Source organism: Solobacterium moorei, from assembly GCF_036323475.1.
Taxonomy (GTDB): domain Bacteria; phylum Bacillota_I; class Bacilli_A; order Erysipelotrichales; family Erysipelotrichaceae; genus Bulleidia; species Bulleidia moorei.
The window spans coordinates 47,174-67,553 of sequence record NZ_AP028934.1 but is presented as its reverse complement, the minus strand read 5'-3'; the positions used below and the strand labels follow the sequence as shown (position 1 = coordinate 67,553).

General features: G+C 37.3%; 16 protein-coding genes. 4 read left to right on the top strand and 12 right to left on the bottom strand.

Annotated features, from left to right (window positions below):
* Positions 1-52: 52 nt before the first annotated feature.
* The 6 genes from RGT18_RS00325 to rapZ are packed head-to-tail and all read right to left on the bottom strand — an operon-like array spanning position 53 to position 4,925.
* Entirely contained in the window at positions 53-967 is a 915-nt protein-coding gene (locus RGT18_RS00325) for a GNAT family N-acetyltransferase (RefSeq protein WP_028078825.1), read from the bottom strand.
* Positions 964-1,884 (bottom strand): DUF2156 domain-containing protein, encoded by a 921-nt coding sequence (locus tag RGT18_RS00320; RefSeq protein ID WP_245580950.1) that lies wholly within the window; start codon positions 1,882-1,884, stop codon positions 964-966. The genes RGT18_RS00325 and RGT18_RS00320 overlap by 4 nt, the downstream gene beginning before the upstream one ends.
* 4 nt (positions 1,885-1,888) lie before the next feature.
* Entirely contained in the window at positions 1,889-2,176 is a 288-nt protein-coding gene (locus RGT18_RS00315; RefSeq protein WP_028078823.1) for a hypothetical protein, read from the bottom strand.
* Positions 2,169-3,113, bottom strand: a complete 945-nt coding sequence (whiA, locus tag RGT18_RS00310; RefSeq protein WP_028078822.1) for a DNA-binding protein WhiA — start codon at positions 3,111-3,113, stop codon at positions 2,169-2,171. The genes RGT18_RS00315 and whiA overlap by 8 nt, the downstream gene beginning before the upstream one ends.
* Complete coding sequence (locus tag RGT18_RS00305; RefSeq protein ID WP_028078821.1) at positions 3,113-4,063, bottom strand: gluconeogenesis factor YvcK family protein; 951 nt, start codon at positions 4,061-4,063, stop codon at positions 3,113-3,115. Before RGT18_RS00305 ends, whiA begins: the two co-directional genes overlap by 1 nt.
* Positions 4,050-4,925 carry an RNase adapter RapZ gene (gene rapZ, locus RGT18_RS00300; protein WP_006525723.1) on the bottom strand — a complete coding sequence of 292 codons (876 nt, stop codon included), beginning with the start codon at positions 4,923-4,925 and terminating at the stop codon, positions 4,050-4,052. The genes RGT18_RS00305 and rapZ overlap by 14 nt, the downstream gene beginning before the upstream one ends.
* Positions 4,926-5,179: 254 nt before the next feature.
* Between rapZ and RGT18_RS00295 the strand changes: the two genes are divergently transcribed.
* The gene (locus tag RGT18_RS00295; RefSeq protein WP_338174639.1) at positions 5,180-6,481 is read left to right on the top strand and encodes an IS30 family transposase; all 1,302 of its coding nucleotides are present in this window, start codon (positions 5,180-5,182) and stop codon (positions 6,479-6,481) included.
* Positions 6,482-6,707: 226 nt separating this feature from the next.
* Positions 6,708-8,030, top strand: coding sequence for a glycosyltransferase family 2 protein (locus tag RGT18_RS00290; RefSeq protein WP_028077421.1), 1,323 nt, complete (start codon positions 6,708-6,710; stop codon positions 8,028-8,030).
* 377 nt (positions 8,031-8,407) lie between these two features.
* On the opposite strand, the gene RGT18_RS00285 is transcribed toward RGT18_RS00290, so the two are convergent.
* The 4 genes from RGT18_RS00285 to hprK all read right to left on the bottom strand — a co-directional run bounded on the left by RGT18_RS00285 (position 8,408) and on the right by hprK (position 11,996).
* On the bottom strand, positions 8,408-8,929 hold the full coding sequence (locus RGT18_RS00285) for a hypothetical protein (protein ID WP_245580892.1): 522 nt from the start codon (positions 8,927-8,929) through the stop codon (positions 8,408-8,410).
* 68 nt (positions 8,930-8,997) lie between these two features.
* Complete coding sequence (locus RGT18_RS00280) at positions 8,998-9,576, bottom strand: hypothetical protein (protein ID WP_006525313.1); 579 nt, start codon at positions 9,574-9,576, stop codon at positions 8,998-9,000.
* Between the two features lie 100 nt (positions 9,577-9,676).
* Positions 9,677-11,050, bottom strand: coding sequence for an HAD-IA family hydrolase (locus tag RGT18_RS00275; protein WP_028077419.1), 1,374 nt, complete (start codon positions 11,048-11,050; stop codon positions 9,677-9,679).
* 1 nt (position 11,051) lies between these two features.
* Positions 11,052-11,996, bottom strand: coding sequence for an HPr(Ser) kinase/phosphatase (hprK, locus tag RGT18_RS00270; RefSeq protein WP_028077418.1), 945 nt, complete (start codon positions 11,994-11,996; stop codon positions 11,052-11,054).
* 525 nt (positions 11,997-12,521) lie between these two features.
* Here hprK and RGT18_RS00265 point away from each other — a divergent pair.
* On the top strand, positions 12,522-13,322 hold the full coding sequence (locus tag RGT18_RS00265) for a hypothetical protein (RefSeq protein ID WP_156022765.1): 801 nt from the start codon (positions 12,522-12,524) through the stop codon (positions 13,320-13,322).
* Positions 13,319-14,833 (top strand): MBOAT family O-acyltransferase, encoded by a 1,515-nt coding sequence (locus RGT18_RS00260; protein WP_051240881.1) that lies wholly within the window; start codon positions 13,319-13,321, stop codon positions 14,831-14,833. Before RGT18_RS00265 ends, RGT18_RS00260 begins: the two co-directional genes overlap by 4 nt.
* 31 nt (positions 14,834-14,864) lie before the next feature.
* Here the strand turns inward: RGT18_RS00260 and uvrA are convergent, their stop codons facing one another.
* A complete protein-coding gene (gene uvrA / locus RGT18_RS00255; protein WP_028077415.1) occupies positions 14,865-17,705 on the bottom strand; it encodes an excinuclease ABC subunit UvrA in 2,841 nt (946 codons plus the stop codon).
* Positions 17,705-20,224 (bottom strand): DNA mismatch repair protein MutS, encoded by a 2,520-nt coding sequence (mutS, locus tag RGT18_RS00250; RefSeq protein WP_028077414.1) that lies wholly within the window; start codon positions 20,222-20,224, stop codon positions 17,705-17,707. Before mutS ends, uvrA begins: the two co-directional genes overlap by 1 nt.
* Positions 20,225-20,380 lie beyond the last annotated feature (156 nt).

Below are 20,380 nucleotides of genomic sequence, written 5' to 3'. Positions count from 1 at the left end.
TGTGAGGTTTTCATTGAAGGACTTTTTCAGCAGTCTCGGATATACACCCTTCTTATGCAAATTCATTGAGATTAAGTGGTTTAATACTTGTCGCAAATGCTTGTTCAACAGTGGCGATATCTCTTCCCACTAGTTTTGAGAATAGCTTTGCATCATTGAGTCTTGCCATTGTAGAACCATATGTCTCAACCTTCGTCTCTGGGAACACGAGCGTTAAGTCTTCTGCTTCTGATACATGTAATTCCACAACATCCTTTTCAAATAGTGCTGCATTACATAGTTTCAAGAGTGCAGTAGAATCAAGGTAGATGAGCTCTTCAATTTCTAGAACATCTCCCTTTGGTAACATCGTCGCATATCCCCTGATTTGATCTTTGCCATTATAGTAGGCTACGATCTTTCCACCCTGTGCGTTGATCTCTTTCTTATACTTTACAAAGTATTCTAGGTCTCTTGCATAGTAACCGTTAAATCGACGAATAAATGCAGAGTATACCTTTAGTAAATCAATCGCTGTTGGTTCATATGAACAGCCAAAGTTTGTGCTACGCTTTACATCATCACGTGTTAGACGATAAGTAGAACGATTGTAGATATTACGGAAGCCATATGGTTCATATAGCTTCTGGTCATATGCCTGGATTAGAGTAATGAGTTCCGTATGTTCGCATGCATCTAATACAATTTCCATCAAGCGCTTCATATATCCTCGTTTGCGATATGCAGGTAATGTACCTACACCTAGAATCATGCTGGTACGTAGAACTTTGTCATTAAACATCATCGCATGTGGAGCTCGAATGATTGCAGAGACCACATGTCCCTCTTCTACGTATACAAAGCAATTCTCTGGCACAAATAGATTCTTAAAATAGTAATCGATATAGCCTTCATCCTCTTGTGGAAAACATACTTTCCAAAGATTCTTTACTTCGGTAGCTTGTTCTTTCGTTGCTTTTGTAATCATGATTCAACACCTTTCTTAATACGATACTTCTCAATAATATTGACTGGGTGATAGGACAGTTTAGCGGCTCTTAGATTCTCACGACCTGTATCATCTTCACGATTGACAAGTTCGATGCTAGGGAATTCATGACTTAACATCTCTTTCATGATGCACTGATAAAGACCTCTTACATCTCCATCTGCCTTCTCGATATTCTCTTGACACATACGGTCTGATAACATTGATCCAATCGCAAAGGCATGTACCTTTCCATCGATTCGAATCAAACCACCCTTGCAAGGTAGTTCATCATACAAGTCTAAGATACGGAATGTACCAATTCTTTCGCTCTGTAAGAAATCATCTGGATCTTCTGACTTCCAATCCTTCAAATATCCAATACATTCATCAATATTGGTTTCATCAAGAGTTTCGTATGACCATCTACCTTCATAGTCTTTATAGAACGCATTCAAATGATTGCGCTTTTTTTGCATTTTCTTACCAGCATAGGTACGTAAACGCTCCCCATTATAGACATAATCATCTGCCCAGCTTTCATGGATAGCTGTATATTCTGGATAAAGCTTAATGACTTCATCCACCATCTCTTTTGTAAAACAACTGAGTGTAAAGTCATGCCCATAATGGTCAAATATTTCCTTACCCTTGGTAATTGCTTCGGCGATATACTGTTTTTCACATAGTGGCATATACATGAAGAAACATCCCTCATGAATACCTAACAATAATAAATACTCTTCTCTTTTATAGTAGAACAGCGGATATGTCTGTAACCACATAATCATATTAATAATATTGTGATTTGATTCTTCATATTTACAACGCTGTAAATATCCTTGAACCATAGGCCAATCCATCACTTGTAAAGTTGTAAAATCATTTTCTAATATTTCAGTGGTTACGTTTTCCATAGTCTTATTCTCCGTCTGTATGTTCCTCATATTCGACATCAATGATATCACTTTGATTTTTCTTAGGAGATGAATATGACTGATAGAAAGTACGATCAATATCCAATTCTTCTACAGTAGCATTTTCCATCTGCTTATTAAATTTCTTGGTTTGTATCAGCCCATAAATCACAAATCCCACAATTGGTAATAGTAATAATAGGATGAGCCACCATAGGTAGCGGAATATCAACATCACGATAACCAACAATACAATTGTGGATACCGCCGTCTGTAGTTGTGTTCTATTCATCTTGTTTTACCTCTCTCATCGCTAGTTCATGAATTTTCACAAAGCGATGTTTCATACCTGACTTAGAAACAATTCCTCCTGTCTGACGTTCATAGATACCACACAGCTCCATTAAGGAAGCCTCTGGGTTTGCCTTACGAAGTGCGATAATATCCTGTAACTTTCGATCCAACGTTTTAATCTTCTGATTTTCTTCTAAGATACGAATATCATCAAGCTGTCCATTCGCAGCCGCAACTGCCTTTACTTCATTGGCTAAATCCATGTTATTCATACGTTGAAGAGAATTACTAAAGTCTCTCGAAATACGAATATTTTCAAACTTCAAGACCGCCTGGTCAGCTTCAATCAAACGTAAGAAATCCGCAATCTTTTCAGCCGACTTCACATACAAGATTACTTTCTTTCGACGTGTTGTAATCTTTGCATGAATGCTAAATCTTTCCAACAAGGATACCATAAATAATGCATGTTCTTCACTGGTCGCCGTTATTTCCAAATGATAGGATGACTTCTCTGGTGAGTTGATAGAGCCACCCGCCATAAATGCTCCTGCTAAATATGCACGTGCATTATTGTTGGTCTGTACGATTTTTGCAAGTGGCTTATCTAATAAACCACGTGTACTATAAATACCTAAATCTTCCAGAATCTTTGGGGCAGCACTCATAATACGCATACCATAAATACGATTCTTACGAAGATTCATCTTTCTTTTTACAAACAAGCTAATTTCTACGCCATATCTTTCTTTTACCAAACGATAGATCGTACGTGAAACAGCCGCATTTTCTAAGCTAACTAACAAAGTCATACCACGGTTAGATAAGGAAAGTGATGACGTCATTTGAATCAGTGCTGAAAGCTCTGCACGTATATCATTGCCCTCCATAATCTTCTGGGCAACTTCTTGTTTAACCTCTGCCGCAAATGACATTACTTCACCTCCAGCAATTCTTGAATCACTGCCTTGATCTTCTCTGGATCATGGTGAATAAATTCATTGCGGAAACTTAGTAGTTCTTTTGTTACTACCTGATATGGATGGTTTTGCTTTACAAGATTGACCTTTATACTTCCATTTAAGGAGTAACGTTCTAATATCTTCTCAGGTATCTCATCACATGCCACAATGACTTTATCGACTGGCGCATGGTGATATAACAATGCGTCGACGTGATCTTCTACTGTATATCCATCTGTTTCACCAGGTTGTGTCATCGCATTACAGAAATAAACTAGCTCCGCTTTTGTACTACATAACGCTTCTTGAATCTCTGGAATAATAACATTCGGTAAAATACTTGTATAGACAGAACCAATTCCATAGATTACAAGATCCGCATTCTGTATCGCTTCGACTGCTTCCTTACATGCATGCACTTCATCTTGATAGAATACACGTGTAATATGGTGATTATGGTTTGGAATATTTGCTTCCCCACGCACAATTACACCATCCTCCATGCGTGCATATAAAGTAATTACATCTGTACTTGCAGGAATAATATTACCCTTCACATTTAAGATGTGACTGACTTCCTGAATAGCTGTCATAAACGAACCGGTCTGTTGGGTTAGTGCTGTTAAGATAAGATTTCCTAGATTGTGTCCAAGAATATCATCTTCTTTTCCATCAGGGTCATCAAAGCGATAATCCATCAGAGAACTCAACATATTTTCACTTTCCGCCATACTAATCATGACATTTCGAATATCACCCATCGCAGGAATATGAAAGTTCTTACGTAATCGTCCCGTACTTCCACCATCATCAGCGACCGTAACGATTGCGTTTAAATCAATATTTTGAATTGTTTTAACACCGCGACAGATTAGCGACTGTCCGTGTCCACCACCAATGATGACGACTTTATGCTTCTTCATGCGTTAGCCATTCCTTCTGATCACGGTGATCTAAATAACAGTTATATCTTCCCTTATATACATCATATAAGTAGTTTGCGATGGTAACAGAACGGTGTTGTCCACCTGTACATCCAATCGCAACAGTAAAATGATTCTTACCTTCCTTTGTATACTGTTCAAATGCATAATCTGTAAATGCTAGTAAACGTTGAATAAATTCCTGTGTCTCAGGTTTATCCATAACATAGTCATATACTGCTTTATCATTTCCTGAGAAATAACGAAGATTTTCATCCCAAAATGGGTTTGGCAAGAAACGTACATCGATCATCAAATCCGCATCGAGTGGTACGCCATACTTATAGCCAAAGGAAATAAATGAAATGGAGAATGATGGTATCTGCTTCTTCGCAAAATAAGATTCCAACTTCTTCTTAAACTCCTTTTCAGAAGAGAAGGATGTATCGATTATAATTACGTTATTATCGAGATTCTGCTTAAATCTCTGTCTTTCTTCCGCAATCGCTTCTTCAAGGGTATTTGCAGTATTGCTCAATAATAATGGGTGAATACGTCTTGTACTCTTGTACCGATTTAATAGCACGCTATCACTGGCATCAATAAAGAGTACTCTGACTGACGCATTAATTCCATTTAACTTACGAGAGAAAATTGGGAAGTCTTCTGCCGATGTACTTAGCGCAATATAGCTATATCTTGGGTCGGTTGAAGCCTCTATCATATCCACGAACTGATCCACGAGCACAACTGGATAGTTATCGATAATGTGATAGCCCATATCCTCTAAAATGCGTGTCGCTGTACTCTTACCAGCACCACTCATTCCACTTACAAGTATGATTCTCTTACTAACTTCCATATCCAATTACCTCGTTTCTATTTTATCATCCGAGTTTCACCATCACAATTTTGTGAAGGCCATCACTGTTCTTCTCATTTTATACCATTCTTATTATACTATCTATAATAGTAACGTTAATAGGAGAGTTGTATGAACACCCTCAATTATTTTTAAAAGTTCCTCTTTGCACTATTTTCTTAGTGAAAGTTCCCTTTTATGATAATGGCACAAGGGATATGTGCCAGGAAAGTGGAGAAAAGGAGGAATATTTTATGACTAGCACATACAAACAGCTTTCTTTTGACGAACGACTCATTATTCAAAATCTGTTGTCTGATCCTAACATCACGCTCAAGATGATTGCCCTTACTCTTAACAGGAGTCCCAAGGCCATTCGCTATGAGATAACACACCATCTTAGAATTGTCGTCCGTGCCAATACTCATAATAAGTGTGGTAGACAAAATCAATGTAATCGCACAAGGTTATGTACTCACTGTCTACAAGGTCGTTGTAAGTTCTGTAAACATGATAACTGCAATGATCTATGTTCCGATTTCATCTCTTCACCAATATGCAAACATACATCTCGTTTCCCCTATGTCTGCAACAATTGCCCAGATGCCAAAACCTGCAAGTTGCCAAAGGTATTCTATATGGCCGATGTTGCCCAAAAACAGAGGGATGACAATGTCAGTAGTTGGAAGGAAGGACCAAAGAAATCAGAAGCACAAATGAAGATGATTGTCGATGCCTTTGAGAAAGGCGTCAAACAGAACCTTTCACCAGACATCATCATACACAACAATCAGTTGGACATATCAGTATCTACCGCATATCGTTATATTCATTTTCGTCATATGGGCGCCATCATCAATGTAGACCTCAAGCGTCAGGTCAAATATAAAACACGCTCTTCCAGCAAACATGTCGTGATACCAATCAACTATGATTGGCTTGAAGGCAGAAGATATGAAGACTATCTCGAACGTATCGAGAATGAAGATGTTTCCATCAATATATGGCAAATGGATACAATACTCGGCAAGCAAGGCGATGAAGAGAAATGTGTCCTTTCACTCCTGCATACAAGATCGAATCTACAGTTATATTTTCTGTTAAAGGAAAAAAGCATGTTGGCTGTCCAGCGTGCATTCGAAATCATCAAGGATGTACTGGGACCTGAACTATTTTCTATGACCTTTCCAATCATTCTTACTGACAATGGCTCTGAGTTCCACGATCCTCTAAGTCTAGAGACCGATGCATATACAGGAGAAAAACTAATATCCATCTACTACTGCAAGGCCGGAAGAAGTGATCAGAAAGGTAAATGTGAGAAGAACCATGAACACTTTAGAGAATGTGTTCCAAAGGGAAAGAGTATGAATGCATTGACCCAGAAGGACATCAACTATGTGTCTGACATGGTAAACAATTATCCTCGTAGATCCTTAAACTACAATTCACCTATCGATATCGCCGCTCTATCACTAAACAAAAAGGTGTTAAGTCTTAACAAGTTGACTCACCTCAACATCAAACAAGTTAAGCTTACACCTATCATCCACTAGCCGATTTGGCACATATCCCTAACCTACAAAAAGGAACTTTCGATGAGAAAAAATTTAAACCATCATTGAAAGCCGAGCTTTCGTATGCCCAAATCGCCTGTCTATACATATTCAATATCACAAAATATCTTATAAGTACACTATTACAGTAAAATGTTTCTTCTCTTTAGCCCTAAAAATGGGGAACTTTCGTTGAAAAGGAACTTTCGTTGAAAATTGAGCTTGTATGAACACACCAATTGTTAGTATTATTGTCCCTGTATATAATGCCGCAAAACCACTCGGCGAAAATAAAACAGTATTACATCGCTGTATCGATAGTATTTTGAATCAAGAATACCGTGACTATGAACTAATCGTAGTGGATGATGGAAGTAAGGACGAATCCGGAAAGATTCTCGATGAATACGCCGCAAAAGATGAACGTATCAATGTCATCCATAAAGAAAACTCAGGCGTATCAAACACCCGTAATCTCGCAATACAAAATGCACGTGGAAAGTATATTCAATTCCTCGATGCGGATGATTGGATTACAACCGATGCCACAAAATCACTTGTACGTACAATGGAAGAATCAAAGGCAGATTTAGTCATCGCAGACTTCTATCGTGTCGTAGGGGAAAACACATCCCACAAAGGAAGAATTGACTCTGACAAAGTTCTTACAAGAGATGAATTTGCGGACTACATGATTCAAAATCCAGCAGATTACTACTATGGTGTTCTTTGGAATAAACTATACAAAAAATCCATCATTGATACCTATCATCTCAAGATGGATGCTAGTCTTTCCTGGTCTGAAGATTTTATCTTTAACCTAGAATATCTACTCCACGTAAAACATGTCGCTCCATTACAGTTACCAATTTATTATTATGTAAAAACAGAAGGTTCTCTTGTGTCACAAAGTCGCTTCGATATTCGTAACATCGTAGACATGAAGCTATCTGTCATCAAATACTATGATAACTTCTATAAATCTATCTACGATGAGAAAGAATATGCTCGCAAACGCCCAGAAATTCTGAGTTTCTTAGTTGGCTTTGCGACAGATGATTCTGCCATCTCCTTCTCTACAAAGAAACTTGGAGAAGAAATCATCCCAGTCGCAAAACTGAATGATCATAAACAAGATGCGATACTACATAACTACTACACCACAAAACTTTTAGAACGTTTATTACAACGTATCTCAACAGAGACAGGATTAAGTTCAAACGAACTCATTGTCATTCATTATCTATCTTGTTTCCCAAATTCAAATGTCACAAAAGATATGTCCCTATTTACAGATATCAATCAATTCTTATTGGTACCATTATTAGAGAAACTCGTGTTTAATGAATATGTTACAAGAGTCAAATCTAGTGATTTTGAAACATACTACTCTCTGACCCAAAAAGCAAAGTCTATCACAAAACAACTCAATCAACTTACACAAGATTTCGATTCTATTCGCTTTGCGGGTATTGAACCCTCTACACAAAAGTTACTTCAATCCACAGAAGAAACAATCTACGAAAATATCCGTCAGAAATTGACATAAATAAAATAAACTCTTCAATTAACATACTGTTTCAGTTTTCTGTATATTAAGTTATATATTCAGTTGTATAATATTGGCTTTCATTACAATGCTTCCCCTACACTAAATAATACAATCTATTATTCAAAATTCTTCCAATAGAAACCAAAAATCAAATATATGCTAGCATGTCATAGGTGTCACTCATATGAACTCTACTTTATATCAGTCAAAAAATAGTGTATTCGATATAAACTATGTGAGTAGTTTAACTTTGAACTTCTTACTATAAGAAAACAAACTCTGGATAGTATCTCCTTTTTTCCTCTAACGTTAATTGTAAGTTTTATATTGAAAAACCAAGGTAGATCTTAATGTTCTGGCTTGGTTTTTTCTATTCAAATCATTTCCTTATATATTAACCTAAAATTTTCATACGGGATTATATCTTTTGGCATCCAGTTATGATAAAGCTGTTCTAATTCTTTTGAAAATCCCATCACTTCGCTTACTTTCTTATATGCATATTCATTCGCATCCATCTCATATGGTTGGCTTAAATATAAATTCTTTAGAAATTCCTCATCGCCATCGATTTTATATTTATAGTATTTATCTCCAACCTGTTTATAGCATGTACCATCGTACATAATGATATAAGATAAGCTTTCATTAATAATATCGTTAAATGTTTGGGGATTGATATACTGTACTGCATGTCGTAGTTCATGAAATAGATAGAATGCTTGTTCGAACTCCTCTTTATCTTTTAATAGATTCTTATTTATAAAGATAGTTTGCAAGTTCAAATCAAATGTACCAAATGCCGTTTCATATCCACATGGCATTGTATAAGATAGTGATAGTGAAAGTTTGTTTTCTTCACAATATTCATCAAAATATTTTTTGTACTGAAACATTTCCATCGCTTCCTTTCTATGCAATGCGATATATCGCTCATTCTCCTATTCAGTTTTCTGCATGTAACTCAATTCATTTCAATCTCAATGAAAGACTGTTTTACTTCAGTTAGTTCTTTTAATTTTTTCTCTAATACACTCGAATCCATTCCATTTTGAACTGCAATTTCATAATACTTATCAAATTCTGGATGATTGTTCTGTTTTACTACTGCTAAAATTTCCGCAAAGAATCCCCAAACATTGTTATAACTTCTTGTGGAACTATAGTCTTCTCTTTTTGGCATCCATTGTAATTTAATGAAGAATTTGTATAGGATTTTACTCCAAGTTTCTTCATCATCGTCATAACAGAAAAACTTCGCTTCTAGTAGGCTACCAAAACGTCTATCCCAGAACTTAACAACATCAGGTAAATACCAGGTATTACGAGTATCGCGGCATATCATTTCGATTGTGATTTTTTCAAGTATCACACTTGGATCACCACCAGCACAGCTATAGCTTCCAGCAACCATATTTTGCGCTGCTTCTTCTTTTAATTCTTCATAGGCTGTTTGGCTATCAAGTAGTGCCAACGCAATTTTCGCACGGTCACCAAATGCTTTCCCTGCACTTAATATTCTATATTTCTCAAGTTCGCTCATAGTTCCTCCAACAACGATTAACCTAACCCTTATTATAGATTATATTTTGATATTCCAAAAAGAAAACCAAGCCAGAATATCCATCCAGCTTGGCATATTTTTATAACTTTTCGTATGTCCAACCGTGTGTCTCTTTTAAGATGTCTTTTAGTTCAGATAAATCTCCGATGATTGCGTTTGGTTTTGCAGATTCTAATTCTCCAAGCTTTAACTTGTCACGTTCATCTGCTGTTGGATCGTTACGCTTTGGATAAAAACCAATCGCATAACATCCAGCTGCCTTCGCTGCCAAGATATCTGACTTACTATCACCGATATAGATACAGTTGTCATGACCTTCTTTTAATCTCTTGCATGCATATAAGATACCTGCTGGAGATGGTTTTGCCTTATCATATTGGTCACGACCAACTACTACATCAAAATAAGATAACTTGAACTGTCTTAACCATGAATCACAAGATTCTGTTAAACGTGAAGACACAATACCTAACTTATACCCGTCTTCCCATAAGTCATGTAAAACTTCTTCTGTATGTGGAAATAGTGTTACGTCATTGGACCATGAGAATGATCCTTGGTATGTACGATATTCTTCTGCCAACTTGGCATCATCCTGCTCAGGGAAGAATTCCTTGAAGGAAGTACGAAGAGGCTGAATGAATACCTTTCTTTGTTTATCAATTGTAAAGTTCTTGATATTACTATACTTCTTGAAAAAATATCCAAAGCACAACAATACCATACGACGGCTATCCATCAATGTTCCATCTAAGTCAAATAAGATAACTGGCTTATCTAATGGATGTGTATGGAGATAAATGTAACCAAGTAAGGCAACGACTACACTAAGACCTGCCATGATGACATCATGTGTACCACGTACATCCCACTTGAATACAGTAGCTAAAAATGAGATTAATCCAAACCACATAAATGTTGTGGCTGCTGTTTCACCACGTCTTCTGCCCTCACGGTAGCGGTGGATTTCAAACCAGATGATTAAGAAACCAATAAAGTCTAGTGCAATTACAAACAATAATGTACGAGTAGCCATTGCTCGACCAATTCTAGTAATCGTAATCATTAACATCGCAAGTGGTGCAGTCATATCTAGTGCACGACGCCAACTCATATAGTGTTCATGTGTATATACCCATGTACCTAGGGCTACACCAATCAAACCACCAGTCGCATCATATCCACCATCAGTAATCAAGAAGATGTATGGTGTATATTTCATGTATTCAGATAGATTACCCAATACCCAGAATAAACGGCTAAAGATAAATCCACCTGCAGCACAGAATAAGAATAATTCAACTGCTACAATGCGTTTATAACCATGTTTCTTGTTTTCTTTTAATAAAAATATAAATACTACGATTACAGCGAATATCGCTGCTACGAGATATGTTGGAATGCGGAAATTCCCTATCATCAGTAAAGTTCTATCATCGGGGAAAAATGTCATTTTATTCATCCTTTCCTACAAAACGAGAAAATCGTTCGTTGATTTCGGCAGCTCCACTATAACCTGCCTCTTGCAATCTAAAGTTTCTAACTGCTGATTCAACCAAGACAAAGGTATTACGACCTGCACTAACTGGAATAACAATTGTTGGTACAGGGACACCTAGAATCTTTGTATAGCGTTTTGTTTCATCACCGATGCGGTTATATTCCGCATCTCTTTCAAATGGTACCATGCGAATAACAAGTTTTACTTCAGCACGATCAGCGACTGCAGAAGCACCAAACATCTTTTCAACGTTGATGACACCAATACCGCGGATTTCTAGTAAACCCTTTGTGATTGCTGGTGCGTGTCCATAAATACTATTTTGGATATGCTGTACATCCACACGGTCATCTGAGATAAGCACCTGACCATCACGAATGAGATCTAAAGCAGTCTCAGATTTACCCATACCACTCTCACCAAGAATCATGACACCCAGACCATATACAGACATCAAAACACCAGACATTGTATCGATAGGTGCTAACTTTTCATCTAAGAATGTGATTAAATCCGCAGTTAAACGGTAAGTCTCTAGATATGTGCGCAACACAGGGAAGTTGTTATATATTGCGACTTCCCTAAGTATATTTGGAATCTCATTTCCACTCGTAATAATAATACATGGGGTAAGACCATCCATTAAGAACTGGAATCTAGCTCTTTGGTCATCCTCACTCATCGTATGAATAAACTCTGATTCTTTATTACCGATGATAACAATACGACGAGGTTCCGTACCCTTAAACACACCGGCAAGTTCAAAACCAGGACGATTTAAGTCCTGAATAACTGTCCATCTATCTAAAGAAGAATCATCTCCTGTTAGTTGTTCTAACTGGAAGAAAGATACAATATCACGAATTCCTACTTTTTTCTCATAAGTTTTTTCCGACATATCGTCCTCCATCAATACCGTTTATTATAACATGACTTATTAATCATGTAGATATGTTAGTTTTATACAAAATATACAGCCATGACTAGCCAAATCCCTTAAATAAGCTCAATCACTATTGTGATTTATGAAAGAAGTTTCTAAATGTCCATCTAGGATTCAACAGAGAAGAATTACAAGGATATCTGAATCTCTTCTCTTTTATGATGAATCCACCACATAACAAGCTAGAGAAGGTTGAGATTCTATTAAAGTTTGCACTAAATTACCATAAAACAATGGCTTTTAGAGGCTACTATATGAAGAACCCCTATTAAATTTGATAAAAGTACTCGAAAAAAAGGAAAATACAACATACAATTAATAATGGGTTATTTTTTAGAAGAGGTGAATGATTCAATGCGTCGCGTCCATCAACATTTCAAACATTTTGTACTTTTTACACTCGTACTATCCATTTTATTTATGCTCATTCAGATTCCTTTTTATAAGGGTCGGGAATATGGATACCAATATAAATACGTCATGGCAAAGTTAAAATATCTATCCATGGAGAAAGATAATTCCATCGATGTCATGTTTTTAGGCGACAGTGAAGGAAAGGCTGCTTTTGATCCAGTAACACTTTTTCACAATCAAGGTGTTAGTTCCTTTAATCTGTGTACAAACTATCAATGGTCTGTTGATACACTAGCACTTATAAAGAAAATGTATCAATATCAATCACCAAAACTAGTTGTCATGGAAACGAATTTTTTTCTAACTGCACTTAGAAAAAAACGTATTCTTCTAGCGAAGTATCTACCTATCTTTAATTATCATGAACTCTATAAGGAGTATCTATTATATCCGGAGTCTGCTGATAAATGGAAAGGCTTTAGTGCTACCAATCAAGCTATGCCTTATACAGGTACATTGGATTATATGACTGCGGATAGTACATCCTACCCTGTTGATTCATGGACCTTGGAATACATGCGTCAAATCAAAGAAATATTAGATCAACATGGCACACAGTTATTGATGGTAAGTGCACCAAATCCCCTCAACTGGACAACAAGCAAACATAATGCTTTGCAGGCATGGTGTGATCAGAACAACGTAACCTATGTTGACTACAATTTGAGGCCGGAAGAATTAAATATCAACTGGTTAACTGATTCTCGTGATGGTGGAGATCATCTTAATTATAGTGGCTCTGTTAAGTTCATGAATGCCTTGGGTAAATATTTACAGGAAAATTACGAATTAACAGACCACCGTAATGATTCTGCGTATTCCCAATGGGAAGCAGACTATCAAGCTCTCTTCGGAGGTACAAAATGAATAAACTGATGTACTCCGCTCCACTCTATTTCGTAGCCTTCTTACCGATGATAATTATGTTATATCAGCTTTGTCCACAGAAGTTCAGAAAGTTTGTACTATTACTCGCAAACTATGCTTTCTTCTTTATATGGTCAAAGTTCTTCCTTGTATATCAAGTGATTACCATGTTAATAACGTATGTATCTGCGAAAGTCATTGATCATACAGCAAATAAGAAAACCAAAAAGATATCTCTTTTCATAGCGATAGTAATTAACCTTGGTGTATTGGTTGTATTAAAGTATACAAATTTCTTTGGCGAAAATATCTTCGCTATCTTCCATCAACCATTTACACCTGTACGCTTAATCGCCCCAATTGGAATTAGCTATTATACCTTACAAATGATTTCCTATTTGATAGATACATCAAGTGGAAAGATTCACTCTGATCATAGTATTGTGGATTTTGCAGTATACGCAAATTTCTTCCCTACCTTGATTCAAGGCCCAATTACACGTTTCAATGAAATCAAAGATAGTATTCATGCAGGTAATCCAATTACATATCAAAATCTGAAGTTTGGTAGTCAACGAATTCTATTCGGTTTGATGAAGAAGATGATTATCGCAGATAGACTAGATCCTGCAGTCAGTAAAATCTTTACATCCTACACACAAGATGGATTGTTTAGTCTTATCGGTGCTGTACTATGTACAATCCAGTTGTATATGGATTTCTCAGGTATCGTAGATATCTGCTTAGGTAGTGCAGAAATCTTTGGAATTAAATTACCAGAAAACTTTAGACAACCATTCTTCGCTGAGAACGCTTCTGACTTCTGGCGTCGTTGGCATATCACACTGGGTACTTTCCTACGTGACTATGTCTTCTATCCGATTTCACTTGCCAAACCAATTCGCCGTCTATCAAAGTTCTTTACAAAACATTTTAGCAAGGCAGCAGGTAAGTTCATCGGACCATTCATTGCGCTATTTGCAGTATGGTTCTTAAATGGTTTATGGCACGGTCCTTATTGGTCTTATATCTTCTATGGTCTTTATTACTTCTGTTTCATGGTTCTAGAAATTATATTGAAAAAACCCATCGATACTTTCTTAAAGAAATATCAGATAGATGATAATCATATTGGCTTACGCCTCTTTAGATTTATAAAGTTATTTATCATTGTTATCATTGGCGAGCTATTCTTCAGAGCCCAGACTTTAGCAGTTGGGTGGACGATGTTTAGCAGTATCTTTACAAACTTCAATCTATCCACATTTAATGGCACATTACCATTCTTACGTTTGGACATGATTGATTGGATCATTGTGATTGTTGGAGCCCTAACCATATTCCTTGTGGATATCTATAAGGAATTCCACGGTTCGATCCGTAATGCAATCGAGCAAAAACCAACATGGATACGTTGGTCTATCATCTATACCTGTATCTTCACAACTCTCATATTTAGTGCCTATGGTCCTGGATATGATATCGTTGCGATGATATACGCAGAGTTCTAATTGTACATGAAATGGATGCCTCAGCATCCATTTACTTTTGATGTTCTTTTGTCCATTCAATTGTTTTCTTTAAATACTGACCTGTCCAGCTTTCTTTCACTTTGATAATATCTTCGGGCGTTCCTTGCGCAACGATTGTTCCACCACCATCGCCACCTTCAGGGCCTAAGTCAATAATCCAGTCAGCACACTTAATCACATCTAGATTATGTTCAATGATGATAACTGTATCCCCGTTGTCCACAATTCTTTCTAGTACAGCGATTAAGCGATTGACGTCATCTGTATGTAGCCCTGTTGTAGGTTCATCTAAGATATAGATAGTCTTACCCGTTGGACGTTTCTGTAATTCACTGGCGAGCTTGACACGTTGTGCTTCACCACCAGAGAGTGTTGTAGAGGACTGTCCCAGTTTGATGTAATTTAAACCTACATCAGAGAGTGTCTGTAACTTATTCTTAATCTTTGGATGATTCGCAAAGAAATCGAGTGAATCTTCAACTGTCATCTCTAATACATCGTAGATATTCTTACCTTTATAGGTACACTGTAATGTTTCTTCGTTATATCTCTTGCCGTGACACACTTCACATGGTACATAAACATCTGGTAAAAAGTTCATAGAGATAACCTTTACACCATCACCTTGGCAAGCTTCACAACGTCCACCTTTTACATTAAAGGAGAATCTTCCCTTTTCATAACCACGCAATCTCGCTTCTGGTGTCTTGGCGAAGATATCACGGATATCATCAAATACTCCGGTATATGTAGCTGGGTTAGAACGTGGTGTACGTCCAATTGGATCTTGGTCGATTTGTACTAACTTATCGATATTCTCAAGTCCCTTGATAGACTTATACTTACCTGGGTTCGCTTTTTGTTTTCCAAGGTTTTGTTGGACTGCTTTCATGAATACATCATTGACTAATGTACTCTTACCAGAACCAGATACGCCTGTCACAAGTACCATCTTCCCTAGTGGAAATTTTACATTGATATTTTTGAGGTTATGTTCGGATACACCCTTCAGTTCTACAACCTTACCACTACCCTTACGACGTGTTTCTGGCATTGAAATAACTTTTCTACCAGATAAGTATTGTCCTGTAATGGAGTTTGGAGAATTCTTGATTTCTTCTGGTGTGCCATTTGCGATGACTTCACCACCATGGATACCTGCACCAGGTCCAATATCCACAATCCAATCTGAATGTAACATCGTATCTTCATCGTGTTCTACGATAATTAATGAGTTACCAAGGTCTCTCATATTTTGTAGAGTCTTGATCAACTTACTATTGTCACGTTGATGTAAACCGATGGATGGCTCATCCAATACATATAAAACACCTGATAGTCTTGAACCAATTTGAGTTGCTAGACGAATACGTTGTGCTTCACCACCAGAGAGTGTTCCTGCTAAACGATCAAGAGATAGATATTCTAGACCTACATCCTTCAAGAAGGATAAGCGGTTACGAATTTCTTTGAGTACTAACTCGGCAATCTTTGTCTTTTCAACATCAAGCTTTAAATTGTTAATCCAATCCAATGCTTTGCCTACGGATAGTTGCGTAAATTCGTTGATATTCTTATCTCCAACACGTACACTGAGTGCCTCTGGATTTAATCTACGTCCATGACACTTTGGACATACTGACTCTACCATAAAGGAGTGATACCACTCTTTACTCATAGAACTGGTTGTTTCTACGTAACGACGTTCAATCATATTCTTAATTCCTTCGATGAAGTCATTACGGTTATAACTATTGCCACCAGAGGATGTGATGGTATAACGAATTGGCGCATCACTACCATAGAGGATTACTTCTAGTTGTTTCTTGGTAAGATCTTTGATTGGTGTATCTAAATCAATCTTATAGTGTTTAAGTAAGACCGAGAATGTCTGCCATTCAATGTTATCTGTACCGATAATATTCTTATAGTATCGAATACCACCTTGACGGATAGACTTGGAACGATCTGGAATTAAATTATCCACATCAACTTCTTCTGTAATACCCAAACCATGACAGTTATCACAGGCACCAATTGGCGCATTAAATGAGAATAAACGTGGCTCTAGCTTTGGCACTGTAAAGCCACAGATATGACAAGAGAAGTGTGTGGAGAAATCCAATTCTTCTTCCCCATTGAGTACAATGGCATGTCCATCTGCCAGATTCAGTGCTGTTTCTATGGAATCATATACACGTGATCTAGACTCATCAGTCTTTACAATGCGGTCAATCACCACATCAATATCATGACGTTTGTTTTTTTCTAATTCTGGTTCATCCTCTAACATCACTACTTCACCATTGATGCGTACCCGGATATAGCCATCCTTCAATAGCTTCGCAAATACATCTTTGAAGCTTCCTTTTTTATTTCTAACCGTAGGCGCAAGTATGGTTAGCTTACTACGATCTGGTAAGTCCATCACTTGATTGACCATTTCTGTAATGGTCTGCCCTGTGATTGGAATATTGTGATTAGGACAGTATGGTACACCTGTTCTTGCGTATAAAAGACGCAGGTAGTCATAGATTTCTGTCACAGTTCCAACCGTAGATCGTGGATTGTTAGATGTTGTCTTCTGGTCGATGGAAATTGCTGGAGATAATCCTTCAATTAACTCAACATTTGGTTTTTCAACTCCACCTAAGAACTGTCTTGCGTATGCGGAAAGGGATTCCACGTAGCGTCTTTGTCCTTCGGCGTAAATCGTATCAAAGGCAAGTGAGGTCTTTCCACTTCCTGAAAGACCTGTCATTACTACCATTTTATTGCGAGGTATTTCCAAGGAAATATTCTTTAGGTTATTCTCCTTGGCACCTCGTATTGTAATCTTATCTAATTCCATTACTTCTTTACCTCCTCACAAAGGTCACTTAACATCACCCACGCTTCACGTGGAGAAAGATTATCTGGGTCAACTTGTTTTAATTTCTCCATCAAAGCTTCTGTACGTGGATCTTCCTTATGCATTTCTACCAACTGGTAGTTTTGCTGAACGACTCTCTTGGTTGATTCTAATTCCTTCTGTAAGTCTTTTGCCCGATTTAATACTGCGTCTGGTAAACCCGCAAGTCTTGCGACATTAATACCATAAGAATGACCAGCCGGGCCGTCTGCCATCTTATATAAGAATGTGACTTCATCATTATTTTCTTTTACTACAACATGCATATTTTTCACGTTTGGAAGATTATCAGAAATCACAGTTAGTTCATGATAGTGTGTACTAAACATCGTCTTAGCATGTATACAGGTTGCGATATATTCAATCATTGCCTGTGCTAATGCCATACCATCATAGGTAGATGTACCTCTACCAATCTCATCAAATAAGATTAAGGATGAGGAAGTTGCCTCCTGCAAGGCAAGGTTCGCTTCTGACATTTCTACCATGAATGTGGATTGTCCACTGAGGATATCATCTGAAGCACCAATACGTGTAAAGATCTTATCGAAAATAGGCATGATACAGCTCTTCGCCGGAACAAAACATCCCATCTGTGCCATGATAACGATTAGTGCAGTCTGACGCATATAGGTAGATTTACCACCCATGTTTGGACCAGTAATGAGTAAGATATCCTGATCTTTATGCATATCCGTAGAGTTTGCGACATACTTTGGGTTCTTCATCATATCATCCAAGATTGGGTGCTTACCATTTTCAATGAAAAGACGGTCTTCATCAAATTGCGGACGGACATAACCATACTTGGCGGATACTTCTGCCATGGCAACCTGTGCATCTACCTCTGCTAAAAACTTACTTAGTTTTTGCAGTCGTGGTAAGTATGCACGGATTTCATCTAATATCATTTGGAATAATTGTTTCTCAATGCGAATCGCATTTTCTTCCGCATGTAAGATTGCGTCTTCTTTCTCTTTTAATTCTGGAGAGATAAAACGCTCATTATTCGTTAATGTTTGACGACGGATATATCCCCAATCATCCTGTACAGCTTGTGCAGCTGCTTTGGAGATTTCAATGTAATAGCCAAAGACTTTGTTATAGCCGATTTTGAGAGTCTTGATACCGGTTCTTTCTCTTTCCTTAGCTTCTAATTCCGCAATGAAAGTTCTACCACTATGTTGAATCTTGCGTGCCTCATCGAGTTCGGCGTTATAGCCATCTCTAAACATTCCACCATCACTAATCTGTACTGGTGGATTATCCACAAACGCATCTTTCAGCTTCTGGTAGAGTTCCTGTAGAGGATCAACTTTACGCTTCTCATCAAATACAGTCTCATCTAATGCATGCATAATTGTAGGCACTTCTGCTAATGTCTTTGTCAAACGTTGGCAATCTACCGCATTCGCTGTATTCATTGCACATCTAGCAATGAGTCTTTGTAAGTCATAGATATTACTAAAACTATCACGCAACTGTTGTCTTTGCATAAAGTTTTGAATTAACCATTCTGTCTTATTAAAGCGTGCTTCAATCTTCTCTCTTGAAACAAGTGGCTTTTCAATCCATTTACGTAGCTGTCTTGAACCCATCGCAGACTTGCACACATCTAAAAATGACCATAGTGTAATTGCCTTACCATTTTCATGCAAGGATTGTACGAGCTCTAGATTCTGACGTGTCGCAAAATCCATGTATAATACTTCATCTTCACGCTCAATGCGTGTCACCTGTAAGTGACCCAGCATGTGTTTCTGGGTATTTTCCAGATAGTTTAACATTCGACCATATGCATGCATATCGTAATCTTTCAGAATACCTTCGGTTAGTGGTAGATACTCCTCTTTAATACGTGTTTCATCACAATATGAAATGACAATCTGCAGTTCTCTAAAACTCTTGAGTGTCTTTTCTTTAAAATCACTAGGTACTACAACTTCACGTACATTCGAACGTAATAAAGTCTGTAGTAATAACACATCTTTATGTTCGATATTCTGTACATAGTTTTCACCAGTACTCATTTCTACAATTGCTAGAGAATACCCATATCCATAATCGGTAATCGCAGCTAAATATACAGAGGCTTTTTCATCAGAGATTTCTTGCATGACAGTACCTGGTGTAATGACACGGATCACATCACGTGTAACTAAACCAACCGCTTCTTTTGGATCTTGTGTCTGTTCACAAATCGCAACCTTAAAACCACGAGATACAAGTCTTGGGATATACGCAGCAGCCGCATGATGTGGAATTCCACACATCGGCACACGTTCCTCAACACCCGCATTCTTTCCTGTAAGTACAAGATCTAATTCTTTCGATGCAATCTTCGCATCATCAAAGAACATCTCATAGAAATCACCTATGCGATAGAACAAGATTGCGTCTTCATATTCTTTTTTAACTGCAAGATACTGCTGCATCATTGGTGTATAATTTTCTGCCATATTCGCCTCTCAAAACATATGTATTATAGCATAGTTATATACATTCCTTGCGGTCTAAGACCGATGGGTATGCATCAAGATATGTAATATATTTACTGTTTCGACCATAATCGAAATAATATTAATTGTTTCTTATGATTTCGACTATAATCGAAA

Bases quoted from the DNA above. Each gene is read 5' to 3' on its own strand.
- RGT18_RS00320 (WP_245580950.1), bottom strand. From the start codon at position 1,884: ATGGAAAACGTAACCACTGAAATATTAGAAAATGATTTTACAACTTTA.
- rapZ (WP_006525723.1), bottom strand. From the start codon at position 4,925: ATGGAAGTTAGTAAGAGAATCATACTTGTAAGTGGAATGAGTGGTGCT.
- whiA (WP_028078822.1), bottom strand. From the start codon at position 3,113: ATGTCATTTGCGGCAGAGGTTAAACAAGAAGTTGCCCAGAAGATTATG.
- RGT18_RS00260 (WP_051240881.1), top strand. From the start codon at position 13,319: ATGAATAAACTGATGTACTCCGCTCCACTCTATTTCGTAGCCTTCTTA.
- RGT18_RS00265 (WP_156022765.1), top strand. From the start codon at position 12,522: ATGGCAAAGTTAAAATATCTATCCATGGAGAAAGATAATTCCATCGAT.
- RGT18_RS00325 (WP_028078825.1), bottom strand. From the start codon at position 967: ATGATTACAAAAGCAACGAAAGAACAAGCTACCGAAGTAAAGAATCTT.
- mutS (WP_028077414.1), bottom strand. From the start codon at position 20,224: ATGGCAGAAAATTATACACCAATGATGCAGCAGTATCTTGCAGTTAAA.
- RGT18_RS00280 (WP_006525313.1), bottom strand. From the start codon at position 9,576: ATGAGCGAACTTGAGAAATATAGAATATTAAGTGCAGGGAAAGCATTT.
- RGT18_RS00315 (WP_028078823.1), bottom strand. From the start codon at position 2,176: ATGAATAGAACACAACTACAGACGGCGGTATCCACAATTGTATTGTTG.
- RGT18_RS00290 (WP_028077421.1), top strand. From the start codon at position 6,708: ATGAACACACCAATTGTTAGTATTATTGTCCCTGTATATAATGCCGCA.
- RGT18_RS00295 (WP_338174639.1), top strand. From the start codon at position 5,180: ATGACTAGCACATACAAACAGCTTTCTTTTGACGAACGACTCATTATT.
- RGT18_RS00275 (WP_028077419.1), bottom strand. From the start codon at position 11,050: ATGACATTTTTCCCCGATGATAGAACTTTACTGATGATAGGGAATTTC.
- hprK (WP_028077418.1), bottom strand. From the start codon at position 11,996: ATGTCGGAAAAAACTTATGAGAAAAAAGTAGGAATTCGTGATATTGTA.
- RGT18_RS00305 (WP_028078821.1), bottom strand. From the start codon at position 4,063: ATGAAGAAGCATAAAGTCGTCATCATTGGTGGTGGACACGGACAGTCG.
- RGT18_RS00285 (WP_245580892.1), bottom strand. From the start codon at position 8,929: ATGTTTCAGTACAAAAAATATTTTGATGAATATTGTGAAGAAAACAAA.
- uvrA (WP_028077415.1), bottom strand. From the start codon at position 17,705: ATGGAATTAGATAAGATTACAATACGAGGTGCCAAGGAGAATAACCTA.